Source organism: Pantoea sp. BR_17 (assembly GCF_041955125.1).
GTDB lineage: Bacteria > Pseudomonadota > Gammaproteobacteria > Enterobacterales > Enterobacteriaceae > Pantoea > Pantoea stewartii.
Genome location: NZ_JAVAXT010000001.1, coordinates 388,611 through 405,320 on the forward strand (window position 1 = coordinate 388,611; position 16,710 = coordinate 405,320).

The 16,710-nt window shown below is 57.0% G+C and carries 11 protein-coding genes; 5 read left to right on the plus strand and 6 right to left on the minus strand.

What is annotated here, in order from left to right; translation table 11 throughout:
* Nucleotides 1-32: 32 nt before the first annotated feature.
* On the minus strand, nucleotides 33-2,735 hold the full coding sequence (gene malT / locus RAC60_RS01765; protein WP_375092480.1) for an HTH-type transcriptional regulator MalT: 2,703 nt from the start codon (nucleotides 2,733-2,735) through the stop codon (nucleotides 33-35).
* A 279-nt stretch (nucleotides 2,736-3,014) separates the two neighbouring features.
* Here malT and malP point away from each other — a divergent pair, with 279 nt between their 5' ends.
* Together malP and malQ are read left to right on the plus strand one after the other, a co-directional pair.
* Nucleotides 3,015-5,423 (plus strand): maltodextrin phosphorylase, encoded by a 2,409-nt coding sequence (malP, locus tag RAC60_RS01770; RefSeq protein WP_375092481.1) that lies wholly within the window; start codon nucleotides 3,015-3,017, stop codon nucleotides 5,421-5,423.
* Nucleotides 5,424-5,428: 5 nt separating this feature from the next.
* The gene (gene malQ / locus RAC60_RS01775; RefSeq protein WP_324028432.1) at nucleotides 5,429-7,483 is read left to right on the plus strand and encodes a 4-alpha-glucanotransferase; all 2,055 of its coding nucleotides are present in this window, start codon (nucleotides 5,429-5,431) and stop codon (nucleotides 7,481-7,483) included.
* A 562-nt stretch (nucleotides 7,484-8,045) separates the two neighbouring features.
* On the opposite strand, the gene malM is transcribed toward malQ, so the two are convergent.
* The 3 genes from malM to malK form a co-directional block, all read right to left on the minus strand.
* Entirely contained in the window at nucleotides 8,046-8,966 is a 921-nt protein-coding gene (gene malM / locus RAC60_RS01780; protein ID WP_039340339.1) for a maltose operon protein MalM, read from the minus strand.
* Nucleotides 8,967-9,062: 96 nt separating this feature from the next.
* Entirely contained in the window at nucleotides 9,063-10,364 is a 1,302-nt protein-coding gene (locus RAC60_RS01785) for a maltoporin (protein WP_039340341.1), read from the minus strand.
* A gap of 16 nt (nucleotides 10,365-10,380) precedes the next feature.
* Nucleotides 10,381-11,514: a maltose/maltodextrin ABC transporter ATP-binding protein MalK gene (gene malK, locus RAC60_RS01790; RefSeq protein ID WP_375092482.1), complete on the minus strand. Its 1,134-nt coding sequence runs from the start codon at nucleotides 11,512-11,514 to the stop codon at nucleotides 10,381-10,383.
* 365 nt (nucleotides 11,515-11,879) lie between these two features.
* Here malK and malE point away from each other — a divergent pair, with 365 nt between their 5' ends.
* From malE to malG, 3 genes are read left to right on the plus strand one after another with little or no spacing between them, the layout of a single operon-like run.
* Nucleotides 11,880-13,064 (plus strand): maltose/maltodextrin ABC transporter substrate-binding protein MalE, encoded by a 1,185-nt coding sequence (malE, locus tag RAC60_RS01795; protein ID WP_324028433.1) that lies wholly within the window; start codon nucleotides 11,880-11,882, stop codon nucleotides 13,062-13,064.
* Between the two features lie 58 nt (nucleotides 13,065-13,122).
* A complete protein-coding gene (malF, locus tag RAC60_RS01800) occupies nucleotides 13,123-14,661 on the plus strand; it encodes a maltose ABC transporter permease MalF (RefSeq protein ID WP_263757984.1) in 1,539 nt (512 codons plus the stop codon).
* 9 nt (nucleotides 14,662-14,670) lie between these two features.
* Nucleotides 14,671-15,561 (plus strand): maltose ABC transporter permease MalG, encoded by an 891-nt coding sequence (gene malG / locus RAC60_RS01805; protein WP_162285723.1) that lies wholly within the window; start codon nucleotides 14,671-14,673, stop codon nucleotides 15,559-15,561.
* A gap of 55 nt (nucleotides 15,562-15,616) precedes the next feature.
* Here the strand turns inward: malG and RAC60_RS01810 are convergent, their stop codons facing one another.
* Nucleotides 15,617-16,177 (minus strand): RNA polymerase sigma factor, encoded by a 561-nt coding sequence (locus RAC60_RS01810; RefSeq protein ID WP_058708182.1) that lies wholly within the window; start codon nucleotides 16,175-16,177, stop codon nucleotides 15,617-15,619.
* A gap of 5 nt (nucleotides 16,178-16,182) precedes the next feature.
* Entirely contained in the window at nucleotides 16,183-16,602 is a 420-nt protein-coding gene (locus tag RAC60_RS01815; protein ID WP_033741652.1) for a hypothetical protein, read from the minus strand.
* Between the last annotated feature and the right edge of the window lie 108 nt (nucleotides 16,603-16,710).

The following is a 16,710-nucleotide window of genomic DNA, read 5'->3' on the forward strand; positions in this document are numbered from 1 at the left end:
TCCAGGCAGCACCCGGCTGCCTGTTGCTTTTCTTACACGTACCCCATCATTTTCAGCATCGACTGCGCCTGCGTCATCGCTTCCGCCCGATGGGTGATGCCCAGTTTTTGATACAGGTTGCGGATATGGGTTTTGATGGTGGTGGCGGCCACATCCAGCTCGGCCGCGATCTGCTCGTTGCTGTAGCCGGAATAGATTAATCCCAGTACCTGCCATTCACGTTGCGTCAGTGGGCTGGTGCGGATCAGCTCCGGTACGTCCGGATGGTTCAGCAACCGGCTGACAAAGCCTTCATCAAAATGCGCAAACTTGTGGCGGTGATATTTGTTGATCTCGTTCAGGATGCGCCGCGCCCGATGGTGATCCAGCTCATCAAGTGTATTCAGCTGTAACAGCTGACGGAGCTGCTGCGCCATAGTTTCACCCTGCACAACGAAATGGCTGATAAAGCCGGTGCTGCGTGCCAGATTGAGCGCACTGAGTAAAGCCTGCTGTGCCTTTGCGCGCTGATCCGTTTCCCAGTAGATCTGATTCAGCAACAGCAAATTGCGGTTGAGATCGCTCATTAGCTGCAACGCCCGGGCGTTGTCATTCAGCTCGTCCAGAATCACCTCGGCCTCAGTGTACTGCCCCAGCAGAATCTGCGCCCGCGCCACGTTACGCCACTGGCCCTGTAAAAAATGGTTACTGGCACTGACCGGTTTTGGCGTCTGACGCAGCCAGTCACGCGCGCTTTGCAAATCGCCGGTCATCTGCCAGTACAGTACCCGCACTTTATCTGCATTGGCCAGCCAGTCATGATGCCAGCGGCCGTTGTTCAGCAGGTTCTCCAGGCGATTTAATAAGGTGCGCGCGTTATCAAGGTTGCCACGGGCGATGGCGCTCTGCACCAGTAAGCCCAGGCACTGGATCTGCTGCTGCGGCTGAAAACCCTGTAATACTTTCATGCCGTCGCGCGCGGCCTGCTCCGCCTCATCCAGCCGTCCCCAGGCCCATAACAGTTGGGCGCGGATGCGCAGCAGAAACTCATGCAACGGGAAGTGAGACAAATGCTGTGCCTTTACCAGCGCGAAGGCCCGCTCCTGGGTTTCATACGCGGTTTGCAGAAAGCCCTGGGCAAACAGAATCTCGCTTTGCTGAATCAGGCTCCACAGCACATAGTGCCAGGCATCTTCCCGGCGAGCCATATGCTCCGTCTGGCGCATCAGCGCCAGCGAGTTACTGAGTTCGCCTTTACAATGCAGAATTTCGCCGTGCACCGAGGTCGCGACAATCCGGCTGTAGTGGCGGCTTTCAGGCAGCGCGTCCAGCGCCAGCATCGCCAGACGCTCGGCCTCATCCGCATTACCGTCATTGATCGCCACCTGCGCCAGCAGTGCGTTAAACTCGCCGCGCAGGACCGCATCGATTTCGCAACGGCTCTCCTGCTCAAACCGGGCCAACAGGCTGTTCACCTCTGTGAAGCGGTGCTGGCTCTGCATCAGCCAGGCCTGCAATAACACCAGGTTGGGATGCGCCAGCAGCATACTCCAGGGCAGTGCTTTCAACGACGATTCCAGTAACGGCAGCTCGCTCTGGTTAAACAGAGACCAGGCGTGCTCAATGAGCACGTCCCGCAGCATCTCAGCATCGCCTGAGGCGCGCGCATGATGAATGGCTTCACCCGGAAAGCCCTGCGCCATCCAGCTGGTTGCCGCCGCACGATGCAGGGCGGGAAGCTCTGCAGCCAGCTCCCACTGGCAGCGCTGTTGCAGGAAGCTGCCAAATAACGGGTGATAGCTGAACCACTGACCGGAATCATCCATGCGTTGCAGAAACAGCCCCTGGCGCTCGATCTCCTCCAGCCAGCGTTGGCCGTTCTCCTCACCGGTGACTTCGGCGATCAGCGCCGCATTTAGCGAACGTAGCAGCGCGCTTTTTAACAGGAAATGGCGGGTGGGCAACGTCACGTTATCCAGCACTTCCTCGACCAGATAGTCGTTTAAGTGACTGGCATTAATACCCGACAGACGTCGGGCCGAATGCTGCGCCGCGCCTGCGCCCTGCCGGGCCGACAGGGCGATCAGCTGCAGAGCCGTTGCCCAGCCTGCGACGTCATCGCACAGGCGCCCGGTTTCGTCGGACGCCAGCGGTGCGGGCAGCCGGGCAGCAAAAAACGCCTGCGCTTCCTGATGGGTAAAGGCCAGTTGCTGGCTGCTGATTTCCAGCAGCTGTTCGCGCACGCGCAGATTGGCAATGCCTAACTGCGGCAGATTACGCGAGAGTACGACCAGCGTGACGTTTTCAGGTTGATGGCGTAGAAAGAAGCGCATGGCATCATGAATCGCCGGATTGGTGATGTGATGGTAATCATCAATGATCAGCCACAGCGGCTTATGCCATTCCTGCAAATCGTTAAAGAGTTGGGTAAAGAGTGCGTTAAGGTTGACGTACTGCCGCTTCTGCGCCAGCACTTCACTACGGCGGCAGCATCCCTGCGTGGCCTGCTGCAGGGCCGCCACCAGATAATCCGCAAAGCGCTCCGTCTGGTTGTCGCTTTCATCCAGGGAATACCAGCCCAGCTCGGCTTTATCGGCTGCCCAGTGGGAGATCAAGGTGGTTTTACCGTAGCCAGCGGGGCTCGTCACCAGCACCAGGCGATAGTTACCGGCGGCGGATAATTTTCGTATCAGTCGCTCGCGTTTCACCGTGGTTTCATGCCGGACAGGACGGCTGAGTTTTGAGGGAATTAACATAGACGCACGCTTCTCCATTTGCTTCGGCGCATCATTTTTTTACGCTTCGTAATTATTCTTCACACGTTCAGCTATCCCTTCGGATAAAGCAAGCAGACGCTTAAGTGAATCTTCACAAAAGCGAATCTAATCACACTTAAGTAAAACTTTCGGACTTCCCTCAGGCTCTCCACCCTGCGGCTCCGCCTGCGCGAAATTCTGCCGGGAGGAGGCGCGCGCCGAAACGCAAAAGCACACTGTGGGTTATTCCCTTTTCTCCTTAAAACAGGATTTTCGGCTATGACACAGCATCCCTTTGATCAATCGCTTTTTAACGCTGCGCTGGCGCGCCAGTGGCAACAGTTTGGCCTGCAAGAGGCACACGAGATGACGCCGCATCAGTGGTGGCACGCACTGAGTGGTGCGCTGGCTGAAATGCTGCGCGCGCTCCCTGCCCGGCCCGCTTCCGGCGATCAACGCCATGTCAATTATCTGTCGATGGAGTTTCTGACCGGACGACTGACCGGCAATAACCTCCTCAACCTGGGCTGGTATAACGCCGTCACTGCCGCCTTATCGCAATGGGATGTGTCACTCAGTGACGTACTGGAAAACGAGCGCGATCCGGCGCTGGGTAATGGCGGCTTAGGGCGTCTGGCAGCCTGCTTTCTGGACGCGATGGCCACTGTCGGTCAGCCCGCTACCGGCTATGGCCTCAATTACCAGTACGGTCTGTTTCGTCAGCGTTTTGTCGACGGCGCGCAGGATGAACAACCCGACGACTGGCAGCGCGAGCGTTATCCCTGGTTTACGTACAATGCCCGGCGGGATGTCCAGGTGGGCTTAGGCGGCAGAGTCAGCAACGAAAACGGCACAATCCGCTGGCAGCCCGCGTTTTACCTCAAGGGCGAAGCCTGGGATCTGCCGGTGGTCGGCTTTGAAAACGGGGTGACGCAGCCGCTGCGGCTGTGGCTGTGGCAGGCCACGCATGCGCAGCCATTTGACCTGCAAACCTTCAACAACGGGGCGTTTATGCGGGCTGAAAAACAGGGCATGGATGCGGCGAAGCTGACGAAAGTCCTTTACCCTAACGACCATCATCAGGCCGGCAAAAAACTCCGCCTGATGCAGCAGTATTTTCAGTGCGCCTGTTCGCTGACTGATATCCTTCGCCGCCACCTGCAGGCGGGCCGTTCGCTCGACAGCCTGGCCGATTACGAAGTGATTCAGCTAAACGACACGCATCCCACGCTGGCGATCCCCGAACTGATGCGGCTGCTGATCGATGAGCACCAATTCAGCTGGGACAGCGTCTGGACCCTCACCCAGCGCACATTTGCCTATACCAACCATACTTTGTTGCCTGAAGCGCTGGAGTGCTGGGATACCGGCATCGTCCGCGCCCTGCTGCCGCGCCATATGCTGATCATCCACCGCCTCAATACCCAGCTAAAGGCAGAAGTGGATGCACGCTGGCCGGGCGATGACGCGGTCTGGGCCCGACTGGCTATCGTACATCATAAGCAACTCCGCATGGCTAACCTGTGTGTAATGAGTTGCTTTGCCGTAAATGGCGTCGCCGCGCTGCACTCCCGACTCGTCAAAGAAGAGCTGTTCCCGGAATACGTCGCACTATGGCCTGATAAGTTTCATAACGTCACTAACGGCATTACGCCACGCCGCTGGATCAACCAGTGCAATCCCCGCCTTGCTCGCCTGATAAGCCACACGCTGAAGCGGCCGTGGATAAACGATCTGGACGCGCTCGCCTCTCTGGAAAACTGGGTGGATGATGCCGGTTTTTGTGCCGACTATCAGCAGATCAAGCAGCAAAACAAGCAGGATTTGGCCGCGTGGATTGCTGAGCGGACCGACATTGTCGTTAATCCCGCGGCGATGTTCGATGTGCAAATCAAGCGACTGCATGAATACAAACGGCAGCATCTGACGCTGCTGCATATCATCGCCCTCTGGCAGATGCTGTATCGCGATCCACAGGCGAACCTGTGTCCGCGCGTGGTGATCTTCGGGGCCAAAGCGGCACCCGGTTATGCGCTGGCCAAAAACATCATTTACGCCATTAATCAGGTTGCTGAGGTCATAAATCACGACCCGCGCGTGGCCGATCGCCTGAAAGTGGTGTTTATTCCGGACTATAACGTTTCTGTTGCTGAACGGCTGATCCCTGCCGCGGACCTGTCAGAGCAGATATCAACGGCGGGCAAAGAAGCGTCCGGCACCGGCAATATGAAGCTGGCCCTGAACGGTGCGCTTACGATAGGTACGCTCGATGGTGCCAACGTCGAAATTGCCGAACAGGTCGGTGAAGACAATATCTTTATCTTTGGCTACACCGTGGAGCAGGTGCAGGCGCTGAAGGCCGGGCATTACGATCCTGTTCAGTGGCGCACCAACGACGTCCAACTCGATCAGGCCTTACAGGCGCTGGAAAACGGCACCTTTAGCGCGGGCGATACGCACGCGTTTGACCTGCTGTTAAACAGTCTCGGTCCTGAGAACGGCGATCCCTGGCGGGTGCTGGCTGACTTCCGTCACTATCTGAATGCTCAGCAACGTGCCGAAGCCTTATGGGCCGATAAGCAGGCGTGGACGCGCGCAGCCATCCTGAATACCGCCCGCTGCGGAATGTTCAGCGCGGACCGTGCGATTCGCCATTACCAGCAGCGCATCTGGCAGCGTAAAGGATAATTACAATGACGCCTTTTCACCCCCCTCAGGAGACGGGCCGCATAGCAACGGAATATGTGGATGCGCATGGAACGGTGCAGACGGTTTCTGCCCTCACGCGTCAGCGTTTGCTGACGGCGATGGCGCGCGAGTCGGCCCCATCCACACCATTGCCCCCCGCATGGGTTATCGCGCAGGGTAAACCGATAGTGTTAACGCCTGTGCTGACCGGTCCCACGCGCTGGCAGTTAACGAGCGAATACGGGCAGCACTGGTCGGGGCAATGTGAGCCGGATAAACCGTTGTGCTTACCGGAACTGCCTGACGGCTACCATCAATTGCGCCTGACGCAAGGCACGCAACGGGTTATCTGCCAGATAATTGTGACACCGTCACGTTGCTATGCGCCGGAGGCGTTGCTTAAGGGGCGCAGGCGCTGGGGAACCTGTGTGCAGCTCTATTCGTTGCGCTCAGCGGGCAACTGGGGCATGGGCGACTTTGCCGATCTGCGGCAACTGGTGAACGAGACCGGTCAGCGAGGCGGCGCCTTTATCGGCCTGAATCCGTTACATGCGCTGTTCCCCGCGCTGCCCGATCAGGCCAGTCCTTACAGTCCCTCTTCCCGGCGCTGGCTGAATGTGTTGTATATCAGCGTGCCCGATGTGGCTGATTTTACGCTGAGCGCCGCCGCACAGGCCTGGTGGCTCACGGCAGAAACACAGGACGTTCTCCAGCGCGCCCGCGCGGCACAGTGGGTGGATTATCCCGCTGTCGCGTCGCTCAAGCTCACCGCACTGCGGTTTGCGTGGGCGCAGTTTTTGCAGTGTGATAAAGAGGACAGTGAGGCCGTCGCATTCGAGGTGTTTATCCTTCAGGGCGGTGAAAGCCTGCTGCATCAGGGCATTTTCGATGCCTTACAGGCCTGGTTTGTGGGTCAGGATCCAACCTGTCACGGCTGGGATACCTGGCCCGCTGCGTATCAACAGCCGGACAGCGCCGCCGTGCACGCCTTTCGCATCGAACACGGCGATGAGATCCGTTTTTATCAGTGGTTACAATGGCTTGCCGCCCGACAATTTGCGGCGTGCTGGCAGGACAGCCAGCGGCTACAGATGACGCTGGGGCTTTATCGCGATCTCGCCGTCGGCGTGGCCGCGAATGGGGCTGAAACCTGGAGCCAGCGCGCCTTGTATTGCCTGGCGGCCAGCGTGGGCGCGCCGCCGGATATTCTGGGACCGCTGGGCCAGAACTGGGGATTACCGCCGCTGCATCCCGGGGAATTGTATGACCGGGCATACGAACCCTGGATAACCCTGCTGCGTGCGAATATGCGTGACTGTGGCGCACTGCGTATTGACCATGTGATGGCGTTACTGCGTCTGTGGTGGATTCCGGCGGGTGAAACGGCAGCGGAAGGTGCCTATGTGACCTATCCTGTCGACGATTTGCTGGCCATTCTGGCGCTGGAAAGCCAGCGTCACCGCTGCATGGTGATCGGAGAAGATCTGGGTACAGTACCGGATACCATCGTGGCGAAACTGCGTGATGCCGGCGTTTACTCCTACAAAGTGCTCTACTTTGAACGAACCGCTGAACGCGCCTTTCGTCCGCCTGCCGCATGGCCTGCGCAGGCCATGGCGGTAGCCACCACCCATGATATGCCAACGCTGCGCGGCTGGTGGCAACACGACGATCTGACGCTCGGCAGCCAGTTGGGACTCTATCCTGACAACGCGGTGCTGGCCGGGCTCCATCGCCAGCGCAGGACAGCCCGCGCGGCGCTGTTGCAGAGCCTGCAGCGCCAGGGTTATCTGAAGAACGGCGCACTGGTGCAGGCCAACAGCCCGCGCATGAGTCTGGTGTTGAATACCGCGCTTCATTGCTATCTGGCTGACTGCAACAGCGCCCTGCTGGGCTTGCAGCCCGAAGACTGGCTGGATATGGCTTCTCCGGTCAATGTACCCGGCACGGTGGAGACCTATCCGAACTGGCGACGTAAGCTCAGCCTGCCGCTGGAGGCGATGTTTGCCGATGCGCGGATTAACGGGCTGCTGGCGACCATGACGCAGAAGCGCGGATAAGAAAATAATGCGGTCCATATCAACCAAAATACAATGCCGATATGGACTGCTAAATGAATTTGGGTGTTGGCTACGCTTCGTATATGTCATTTCTGTGGCCGGGTTCAATTTACCTTTGGACCGAAACTTGCACACTGGCAAAGATATTAATCAGATTTATTAATATATTGAGAGGGTGCGATGATCGGTTGCTGTGCGTGTTGCGGTATTGCTTTAAACAGGGGGCTTCCCAAAGTCAAAAACAACGTTGAATATAAAAGTTGCCCGAAATGCTCTGTGACACACGGACGGCAGCATATTTACTTTCAGACGCCTAATCACTTTGGAACCACACCCGCGCGTGAAACGATAAATAATCCTCAAGGTCTTCAAAGTTATTGTGAAAGTTGCAGGCCCGCCTCAGAAAAAGACAACCCATCGAGAGTATTTCAGCATGGCTTAACATGTCATCATTTCGAATAGTCGTTCAATTTTCCGGCCGACATTCGTATTTACTTCTCTGACTGACAAAAAAAGGTGCGCCTCAGCGCACCAGGTGGAGCAAATCAGCACTGCGGAGTGATTACTCCTTGCCTTTAACACTGCTGATAAATGTTTTTCGTGCGGAAGGTGAACCGAGCCGCTCTGCTTCGTCGAGCAGTTTAAGCGCTTTATCAATATTGCCCTGGGCCACTGCCTGCCTGATGCTCTGGTTAAAATAGCTTTCGGTATCGGTGACAAGGGGCTGCGATTTTGTGTCAGGCGCAGCAGTGGGTTGCGCGGCCTGCACGGCAGGTTGTGTTTGTCCGACCGTCACGGGCGTTGAACGGGAAGCGCCAAACAGCGGCCCGACCAGTATCGAGGAGGCGGAACTGGTGCTGACGTTGATTTTTAGCCTGCCCGAGAGGCTATGGCGGGCAACGGGATCGGGAATATCCGGCACCGCGTGGCCGGTTCCCCTGGCATAGGCTTTTGCCGGATCCAACAGCGTAGTGGTTTGTGTCAGATCCTTTTCTGTGGTGAACACTAACAGATAGATTTTCTGCTGCCCCGGCACGGGCGTCAGTTTCATTACGCCTTCAAGCCGGTCAGCGGCCATTACGCCGGGTTGCTGATAGGTAAACCAGCGGCTCGGAAACCAGGCGGCCGGACGGAGATGTTCATCCAGGACAAGCACATTGGGGGCAAATACCTGGTTATTCTGCACCTCGCTGCTCAGGGTAATGGTCAGCTCTCCCAGCGTCGCAGGCAGGCTGTAAGCCGCGACCGGGCCCGTCATCCCCGGGACATTCCAGCGTGAATGGCTGCCATCAAGCACTGTCACCTGAGCGCGTGAAGTATCCAGCGGCTGCCAGGTCAGGCTTTGCAGACTCGTTTGTGAAAAGTGTGGTGCGGCAGAGACATCCTGCGGCATCAGATTGATTTCGGCGCGGACAGTGGCGCTGTGCCCTGCCAGCAGCATTGCGCTCAGGCTCAGCGCTAATCCGACTTTATGCATTTTCATTGTGAACCTCGCAGAACCGGCAGCGGCACCGCCAGGCAATAGCAGCCGCTACCAGAAAAAAAGAATGCGGTTAGAGAACGTTAACCGGGGATCGCCTTACCACCAGATTTCCATCTGGGCGCCAAAGGTCCACTCGTCATTGTTGCCACGACTGTTGGTGAACAGGCCGTTGCCACTGCTGTCACGTGCGGCCAGCGTAGTGAGATCGCCCGCCGCATCTTTGCTGTAGCCCCACTTCTCGTCCCATTTGGCATAGGTCGCAAACAGACGCAGCGCCGGGCGCGACCAGATGCTGTCACCTGCCTGCCATTGCTGGGCAAGCGTGATTTTGTACTGGCCATTGCGCTCGCCGACCTCCTGAGACTTCACGTTGTCATAGCCGACTTCCAGCAGGGTGCTCATGATCGGTGTCCATTTGTACATTGGCCGCACGCCCACGGTGTACCACTCGTTGCCCCGGTTGTTATCGAGGTCGGTGTTCTGGTACATCGCGACGTACATCATGTCCCAGCGCTCTGCCAGCGAGATCGCGCCGTGATCCAGGATCCGGTACAGCCGGCCGTTGTTATTGATATTGCTGCCCTGCGCTAACCCTTTGCCCTGTGACGTCAGCGCGTCCGTGGCGTACTGGAGCACAAACTTGTTGTAGCCCTTCAGCATGCTCTGGGTATGTTCTGCGGTGAACAGCCAGCCATCTTTTGAGGCGCCCTCGTCCAGGCGATAACCGTCACGGGCATTGGCACGACCATAGTCCACGCCCAGCTCAAGCACGCCATTGGGGTTGGTTTCCAGTCCGGCCAGCCGCACGTCAAAGACATCGTCAGCTGTGCTGGTGGCGTAATTGCGGATTCGATCGCTGGAGAAGGTATACGAACCGCCTGCTTCTGAGGAACGGGTTGCCGCAAAAGAAAGCTTTCCAAATCCCAGATCGACATCTTCCAGGCCCGCCCCCGGTCCCGAAATATCCCAGTAGTAGAAGTCGATCATGTGTACATCGTGGCGTTGATAAAAACGCTTACCGGCCCAGATCGTAGAACCCGGCAGCGCATCAATCAGGTTCTTGCCTTTGACATTGGCCTCACGAAACGCCGGTGAGGTGGATTCCCAGTCATTTTGCTGAGAAACCGAGTACGCCACGTTGGTGTCAAAATAGAAGCTCTTATCGCCCTCTTTCCACACTTCCTGACCCAGCTTCAGTTCCGCGTAGGTTTCGCATTCGTTGCCGAGGCGGTATTTACTTTGTGCACCGGTTGCCTGAAAGCATTGCTGCTCGCCGCCGCTACCGGTCCAGCCGATGCCGGAGCGCGCATAACCGGAAAAATCCACCGCCATAAGCGGCGCAGACAGCGTGCCTGTCGCCACGGCCACGGCGAGGGAAAGCTTGCGCAGAGTTAACATTTTCGATCTCCTGAGGTTATTGCTTTTTGTATTTGGCGGGCTCAACACCGGGTTCCTGATGCAGCCTGCGGCACGCGCTTCCGTCCTCGCGGAACAGGTGACAACGCTCGGGCGGCAAGCCAATACCCATCGTGGTGCCCTCTTTTACCAACACCACGTCCTCCTGGCGGTACACCAGGTTTTGACGGATGGCGGGGATTTGGATGTGGATCTGCGTTTCATGTCCCAGTTGCTCGACAACCTGGACTTCACCTTCCAGCGTAACGTCGGCGATCTCGCTGGAGAGAAGGTGTTCGGGACGGATGCCCAGAGACATGTTGCTGCCGACCTGCACACCGGTGCTGTCGACCGGCAGCCATACCAGCTGGTTGTTGGGCAGGCGCACCTGCACCTGCTCAATGGCGGTCGCCGTGACCTTGACGGGCAGAAAGTTCATTTTGGGCGAGCCGATAAACCCTGCGACAAAGCGGTTGGCCGGATAGTGATACAGCTCCAACGGTCGGCCAACCTGTGCGACGCGTCCGGCGTCCAGCACGACGATCTTGTCGGCCAGCGTCATCGCTTCGATTTGATCGTGGGTGACATAAATCATCGTGCGTCCGAGGCGCTTATGCAGACGGGCGATCTCGATGCGCATCTGCACCCGCAGCGCGGCATCCAGATTAGAGAGCGGTTCATCCAGCAAAAAGACGCGCGGCTCTGCCACCAGAGTGCGGCCAATGGCCACACGTTGACGTTGCCCGCCGGAGAGCGCTTTGGGGCGGCGGTCAAGCAGATGTGCCAGTTGCAGCACTTCGGCGACCTGCGTCACGCGCTGTTCAATGTCCGTTTTCTTCACGCCCGCAAGCTTCAGGCCGAAAGACATGTTTTCAGCGACAGAGAGATGGGGATAAAGCGCATAGGACTGAAACACCATCCCGATCCCGCGTTCAGCGGGTGGGACATCATTCATTCGCCGATCGCCGATCAACAATTCTCCACTGGTGATGGTTTCCAGCCCGGCGATCATGCGTAACAGTGTGGATTTGCCGCACCCCGACGGCCCGACAAAGACCACGAACTCCCCTTCAGCCATCTCCAGGTTAATGTTCTTCGACACCACCGTGTCGCCCCAGGCTTTGGTGACATTGCGTAATACGACGCTTGCCATAGTGCTTTCCTCTCACTCACGAATGCGGCCTGCACGGCAGCGGAAAATTCTGGCGTTTACTATGCGCAGAGCCTTACCCCGTCACATCCTCCGCAAACGCGCTTTTGCTGGGGGAGGAGCCGGGAGGAGGAGAACATGGCGACCTTGACGGACTGCGTGCCATCGCGCCGTTTTTTGTGATGGATAACGCAGTCTGGTGGGGGCCATTGTGTGAGCTGTACCGTGATAACGCGCTTATTTTGCTACGGCGATCACGGCCCGGCTGGCGCAGGCGTAGACCGCAGGAGGATGAGAAGCCCGACAGAACACCCACAATGTGGCGCAGGCAACAGATGTGTTTCCGCTAACAGGATGGAGTGTTAAAGATGAAAACCGGCGCAAAGATTTTGGCTCTGTCAGCCCTTGCGGCTGTGCTGTTCTCGGCCTCAGCCATGGCAAAAATTGAAGAAGGCAAACTGGTCATCTGGATCAACGGTGACAAAGGCTATAACGGCCTGGCCGAGGTGGGGAAAAAGTTTGAGCAGGAAACCGGTATCCACGTCACCGTCGAACATCCGGATAAGATGGAAGAAAAATTCCCCCAGGTTGCCGCAACAGGTGATGGCCCGGATATTATTTTCTGGGCGCACGATCGCTTTGGCGGCTATGCCCAGTCGGGTTTATTAGCCGAAGTCACGCCGGACGCGACCTTTCAGCAAACGATCTTCCCCTTCACCTGGGATGCGGTTCGCTACAATGGCAAATTGATCGGCTATCCGGTCTCGGTGGAATCACTGTCGCTGATTTATAACAAAGATCTGTTGCCAACGCCGCCGAAAACATGGGAAGAGATGGCCGCGCTGGATAAGCAACTGCGCGCAAAAGGCAAAAGCGCCATCATGTTTAATCTGCAGGAACCCTATTTCACCTGGCCTCTGCTGGCCGCCGGTGGCGCTTATGCCTATCAAGGAAACGCGGGCCATTACGATGTCAACAACACGGGCGTCGACAGTGCCGGGGCGAAAGCCGGTTTGCAGTTTCTGGTCGATCAGGTCAAGGCAAAGGTCCTGAATGCGGATACCGACTATTCCATTGCTGAAGCCGCCTTTAATAAAGGCCAGACGGCCATGACGATTAACGGCCCCTGGGCCTGGAGCAATATTGATAAAAGCGGTATTCACTACGGCGTTGCGGCATTGCCGACGTTAAACGGTAAACCGTCTAAACCTTTCGTTGGCGTGCTGAGCGCCGGCATCAATGCGGCCAGCCCCAATAAAGAGCTGGCAAAAGAATTTCTGGAAAACTACCTGCTGACGGATGCGGGTCTGGAAACCGTCAACAAAGACAAACCCCTGGGCGCGGTGGCGCTGAAGTCTTTCCAGCAAAAACTGGAAAAAGACACCCGTATCGCCGCTACCATGAACAATGCGCAAAACGGCGAGATTATGCCCAATATTCCGCAGATGGCGGCCTTCTGGTACTCCATGCGCACCGCCACGCTTAACGCCCTCAGCGGTCGGCAAACCGTCGATGCCGCGCTGAAGGATGCGCAGTCACGTCTGAATAAATAAACCTTATAAAGCGGGCCGGTAAAACGGGTCCGCCTCTTGCCGTTGAGGAAATCGGGTCATGTCAGAAAAACCGCAAGCGGGACGGCATCGTGCGTTGTTGAAAGGTCTGGTGGTGGGCATGTGCTGCCTGCTGGTCGGCTACCTGTTAGTGCTGATGTACGCACAGGGGGAATACCTGTTCGCCCTGCTCACGCTGGTGATCAGCGGACTGGGGATCGGGATTTACAGCCAGCGCCGGGCTTACGCCTGGCGCTATGTTTATCCGGGCCTGGCCGGAATGACACTGTTTGTGTTGTTTCCCCTGGCCTGCACGGTGGGCATTGCTTTCACCAACTACAGCAGCACCCATCAGCTGAGTCAGGAACGGGCGGAGCAGGTCTTACTCAGCCGACACTATCAGGACGGCGCAGGTCTGAATTTTTCGCTGTTTGCGATAAACGATCGCTGGCAGCTGGTCCTGACGAACAGCGCAGATAATCAGTCTTGGGTTTCCTCGCCCTTTTCCTTTGCGGCGGTCGGAAACCTGAAGATGGTCAGTGGGCCGATTCCAGAAGGAACGCGCGCGTCGCTCCGTGTCATTACGACGCATCGCCAGGCCCTGGGGAAGATCCGCGCTGAAATGCCGGATGGTCGTGAACTGGTGATGAGTTCGCTGCGTCAGTTTTCCGGCACACGTCCGCTGTATCAGGTGGTGGATCGTGACACGCTGAAAAATCAGCAAAGCGGCCTTCGCTATCGGGCAAACCCGGAAACGGGGTTCTACCAGGCGATCACTGCGCAGGGGCAATGGGGAAATGAACAGTTAAGTCCCGGCTTCACCGTAAGCGCGGGCTGGAAAAACTTTGTGCGGGTGTTTACCGATGAGGGGATTCAAAAGCCCTTCCTGGCGATTTTCGGCTGGACGATGATCTTTTCCTTACTGACGGTGGTGTTGACGGTCGCTGTCGGCATGGTGCTGGCCTGTCTGGTGCAATGGGAGGCGCTGAAAGGCAAAGCGATTTATCGCGTCCTGCTGATTCTGCCATATGCCGTGCCCGCGTTTATCTCCATCCTGATTTTCAAAGGGCTGTTTAATCAGAGCTTCGGCGAAATCAATGTGCTGCTCAGTACGCTGTTTGGGATCAAACCGGCATGGTTTAGCGATCCCACGCTGGCCCGCACGATGTTGATCATTGTGAATACCTGGCTGGGTTACCCCTACATGATGATCCTGTGCATGGGACTGCTGAAAGCGATCCCAGAGGATTTGTATGAAGCCTCTGCGATGGACGGTGCGGGCCCGCTGCAAAATTTCTTTTTAATTACGGTGCCGCTGCTGCTGAAGCCGTTAACGCCGCTGATGATTGCCAGTTTTGCCTTTAACTTTAATAACTTTGTACTGGTTCAGTTGCTGACCAATGGCGCACCTGACCGACTCGGCACGACCACACCGGCCGGTTACACCGACCTGCTGGTGAACTACACATGGCGCATCGCGTTTGAAGGCGGCGGCGGGCAGGATTTTGGTCTGGCGGCCGCGATTGCGACGCTGATTTTCCTGTTGGTTGGCGCTCTGGCGGTGCTGAATCTGAAAGCTGTGCGAATGAAATTTGATTAAGGAGACGTTATGGCTATGGTGCAACCCAAATCGCAACGGTTGCGTCTGCTTCTGACGCATCTGCTGCTGCTGACGTTTATCGCGGCAATCGTCTTTCCGCTGCTGATGGTCGTGGCCATCTCGCTGCGCGTCGGTAACTTTGCCACCGGCAGCCTGATCCCCGATCAGATCTCCTGGGAGCACTGGCGGCTGGCGCTGGGGTTCAGCGTCCAGCACGCCGACGGTTCCGTTACGCCGCCGCCCTTTCCGGTGCTGTTGTGGCTCTGGAACTCCGTGAAAATTGCCGCGATCAGCGCACTGGGCATTGTGGCGCTGTCCACCACCTGCGCCTATGCCTTTGCCCGTATGCGCTTTAAAGGCCGCGCCAGCCTGTTGAAAGGCATGCTGATTTTTCAGATGTTCCCGGCGGTACTGTCCCTGGTGGCGCTCTATGCCCTGTTTGATCGCATTGGACAATACGTGCCGTTTATCGGCCTGAATACTCACGGCGGTGTGATTTTCGCCTATCTGGGCGGTATTGCGCTGCATGTCTGGACGATTAAGGGCTATTTCGAAACGATTGACCGATCGCTGGAGGAGGCCGCTGCCCTTGACGGTGCCACGCCGTGGCAGGCATTTCGTCTGGTGCTGCTGCCGCTGTCCGTGCCCATTTTAGCCGTCGTGTTTATTCTGGCTTTTATTGCCGCCGTGACGGAAGTGCCGGTAGCGTCTTTACTGCTGCGCGACGTGAACAGCTATACGCTGGCCGTCGGGATGCAGCAGTACCTCAATCCGCAAAATTATCTGTGGGGGGATTTTGCTGCCGCTGCCGTGCTCTCTGCCATTCCGATTACCCTGGTGTTTTTGCTGGCGCAACGCTGGCTGGTTAATGGCCTGACCGCTGGTGGCGTTAAAGGCTGACAGCTTCATCATTTGCCACTGCTGTGTTCGTGTTGGCGGCCACTGGCCGCCTTTTTTAGTTGTCGTCTGTGAGATCGTCATAAACGGCACGCAGGCGCATACGCAGATACAGCACGGCTTTGTGCTTGCGCGACAACAGAGTCTGAACGCTTACGCCGGTGGCGTGAGACAGTGCTTTGTAACTTATGCCCTGCAGTTCTGTTTTATCGAACACCTCAAACTGCGCTGGCGGCAGTTCAGACAGTGCCGCTTCCAGGGCTTCCCAAAGCAGCCCCCTGAGATAATCGTCTTCGGGCGTTTGCGGCGTGCCAAACAGGGTTTCCGCCAGTTCGACGTCTACCGCCTCCTCCTCCTCATCCTGCTCATAAGAAAAAAGCGGCAGTTCTCGTTTCTTACGCGCCCGGTCGGTCATTTCATTACGCGCCGCCCGAAACAACCACGCCGAGATATTCTCTACAGGTTGTTCTACCCCGATCAGCTGACAGGTCACTTCCTGCAAAATATCCTCAGCCTCATCGCGAACGGCGATGCGACCCCGGATAAAAGCGTGGAGTTTTGTTTTGCAGCGTTCAAGCGCTTTTACCAGTGATGCGGCTTGTAATGCGCTGGCCTTCATCGTCATTACTCTGTCCGGGTGTCAGAGTGAGTGTCCGCAGACGGTGGCTGCTCTTCCCGGCATCTGTCCCGACGGTGGTGAGCACGATGGCCGAACCCTTCACGCCGTTGCTTCATAAATTCATCCCGTTCTTCCGGTGTCATCTGCATCCAGCGCTCATGCATGCGCCGCCGCGCCTTGCCAAACATCCCCGGTCTGATGCCCAGGCCGCCAAACAGAATCCGGCACAGCAGCAGCAGTCCGGCGGCCTGCCAGAAACCAATTGTTTTAACGCCTGTAATGGCAGGCAGTATGGCATTCCATAGTGTCATGACCAGCAGACACAGCACGACAATTAACACGCCCCCGACAATGAACGCCTTTGGCAGGCGGTGCCTGCCCATGCCGCGAGAAGGGTGAAACGGGTGATTATCGACATTTCTCATAGTTGTATGACCTCAGCAGTGATTAACATGATGAGGTAGACGAATGAGCCCGCAAAATATTGCTGGCTCGTTAAAAAAAATTTGTTGAGTGTGAAAGGTGGCGGTCAG

Coding starts and splice junctions, on each gene's coding strand:
- malT (WP_375092480.1), bottom strand. CDS start 2,735: ATGTTAATTCCCTCAAAACTCAGCCGTCCTGTCCGGCATGAAACCACG.
- malP (WP_375092481.1), top strand. CDS start 3,015: ATGACACAGCATCCCTTTGATCAATCGCTTTTTAACGCTGCGCTGGCG.
- malQ (WP_324028432.1), top strand. CDS start 5,429: ATGACGCCTTTTCACCCCCCTCAGGAGACGGGCCGCATAGCAACGGAA.
- malM (WP_039340339.1), bottom strand. CDS start 8,966: ATGAAAATGCATAAAGTCGGATTAGCGCTGAGCCTGAGCGCAATGCTG.
- RAC60_RS01785 (WP_039340341.1), bottom strand. CDS start 10,364: ATGTTAACTCTGCGCAAGCTTTCCCTCGCCGTGGCCGTGGCGACAGGC.
- malK (WP_375092482.1), bottom strand. CDS start 11,514: ATGGCAAGCGTCGTATTACGCAATGTCACCAAAGCCTGGGGCGACACG.
- malE (WP_324028433.1), top strand. CDS start 11,880: ATGAAAACCGGCGCAAAGATTTTGGCTCTGTCAGCCCTTGCGGCTGTG.
- malF (WP_263757984.1), top strand. CDS start 13,123: ATGTCAGAAAAACCGCAAGCGGGACGGCATCGTGCGTTGTTGAAAGGT.
- malG (WP_162285723.1), top strand. CDS start 14,671: ATGGCTATGGTGCAACCCAAATCGCAACGGTTGCGTCTGCTTCTGACG.
- RAC60_RS01810 (WP_058708182.1), bottom strand. CDS start 16,177: ATGAAGGCCAGCGCATTACAAGCCGCATCACTGGTAAAAGCGCTTGAA.
- RAC60_RS01815 (WP_033741652.1), bottom strand. CDS start 16,602: ATGAGAAATGTCGATAATCACCCGTTTCACCCTTCTCGCGGCATGGGC.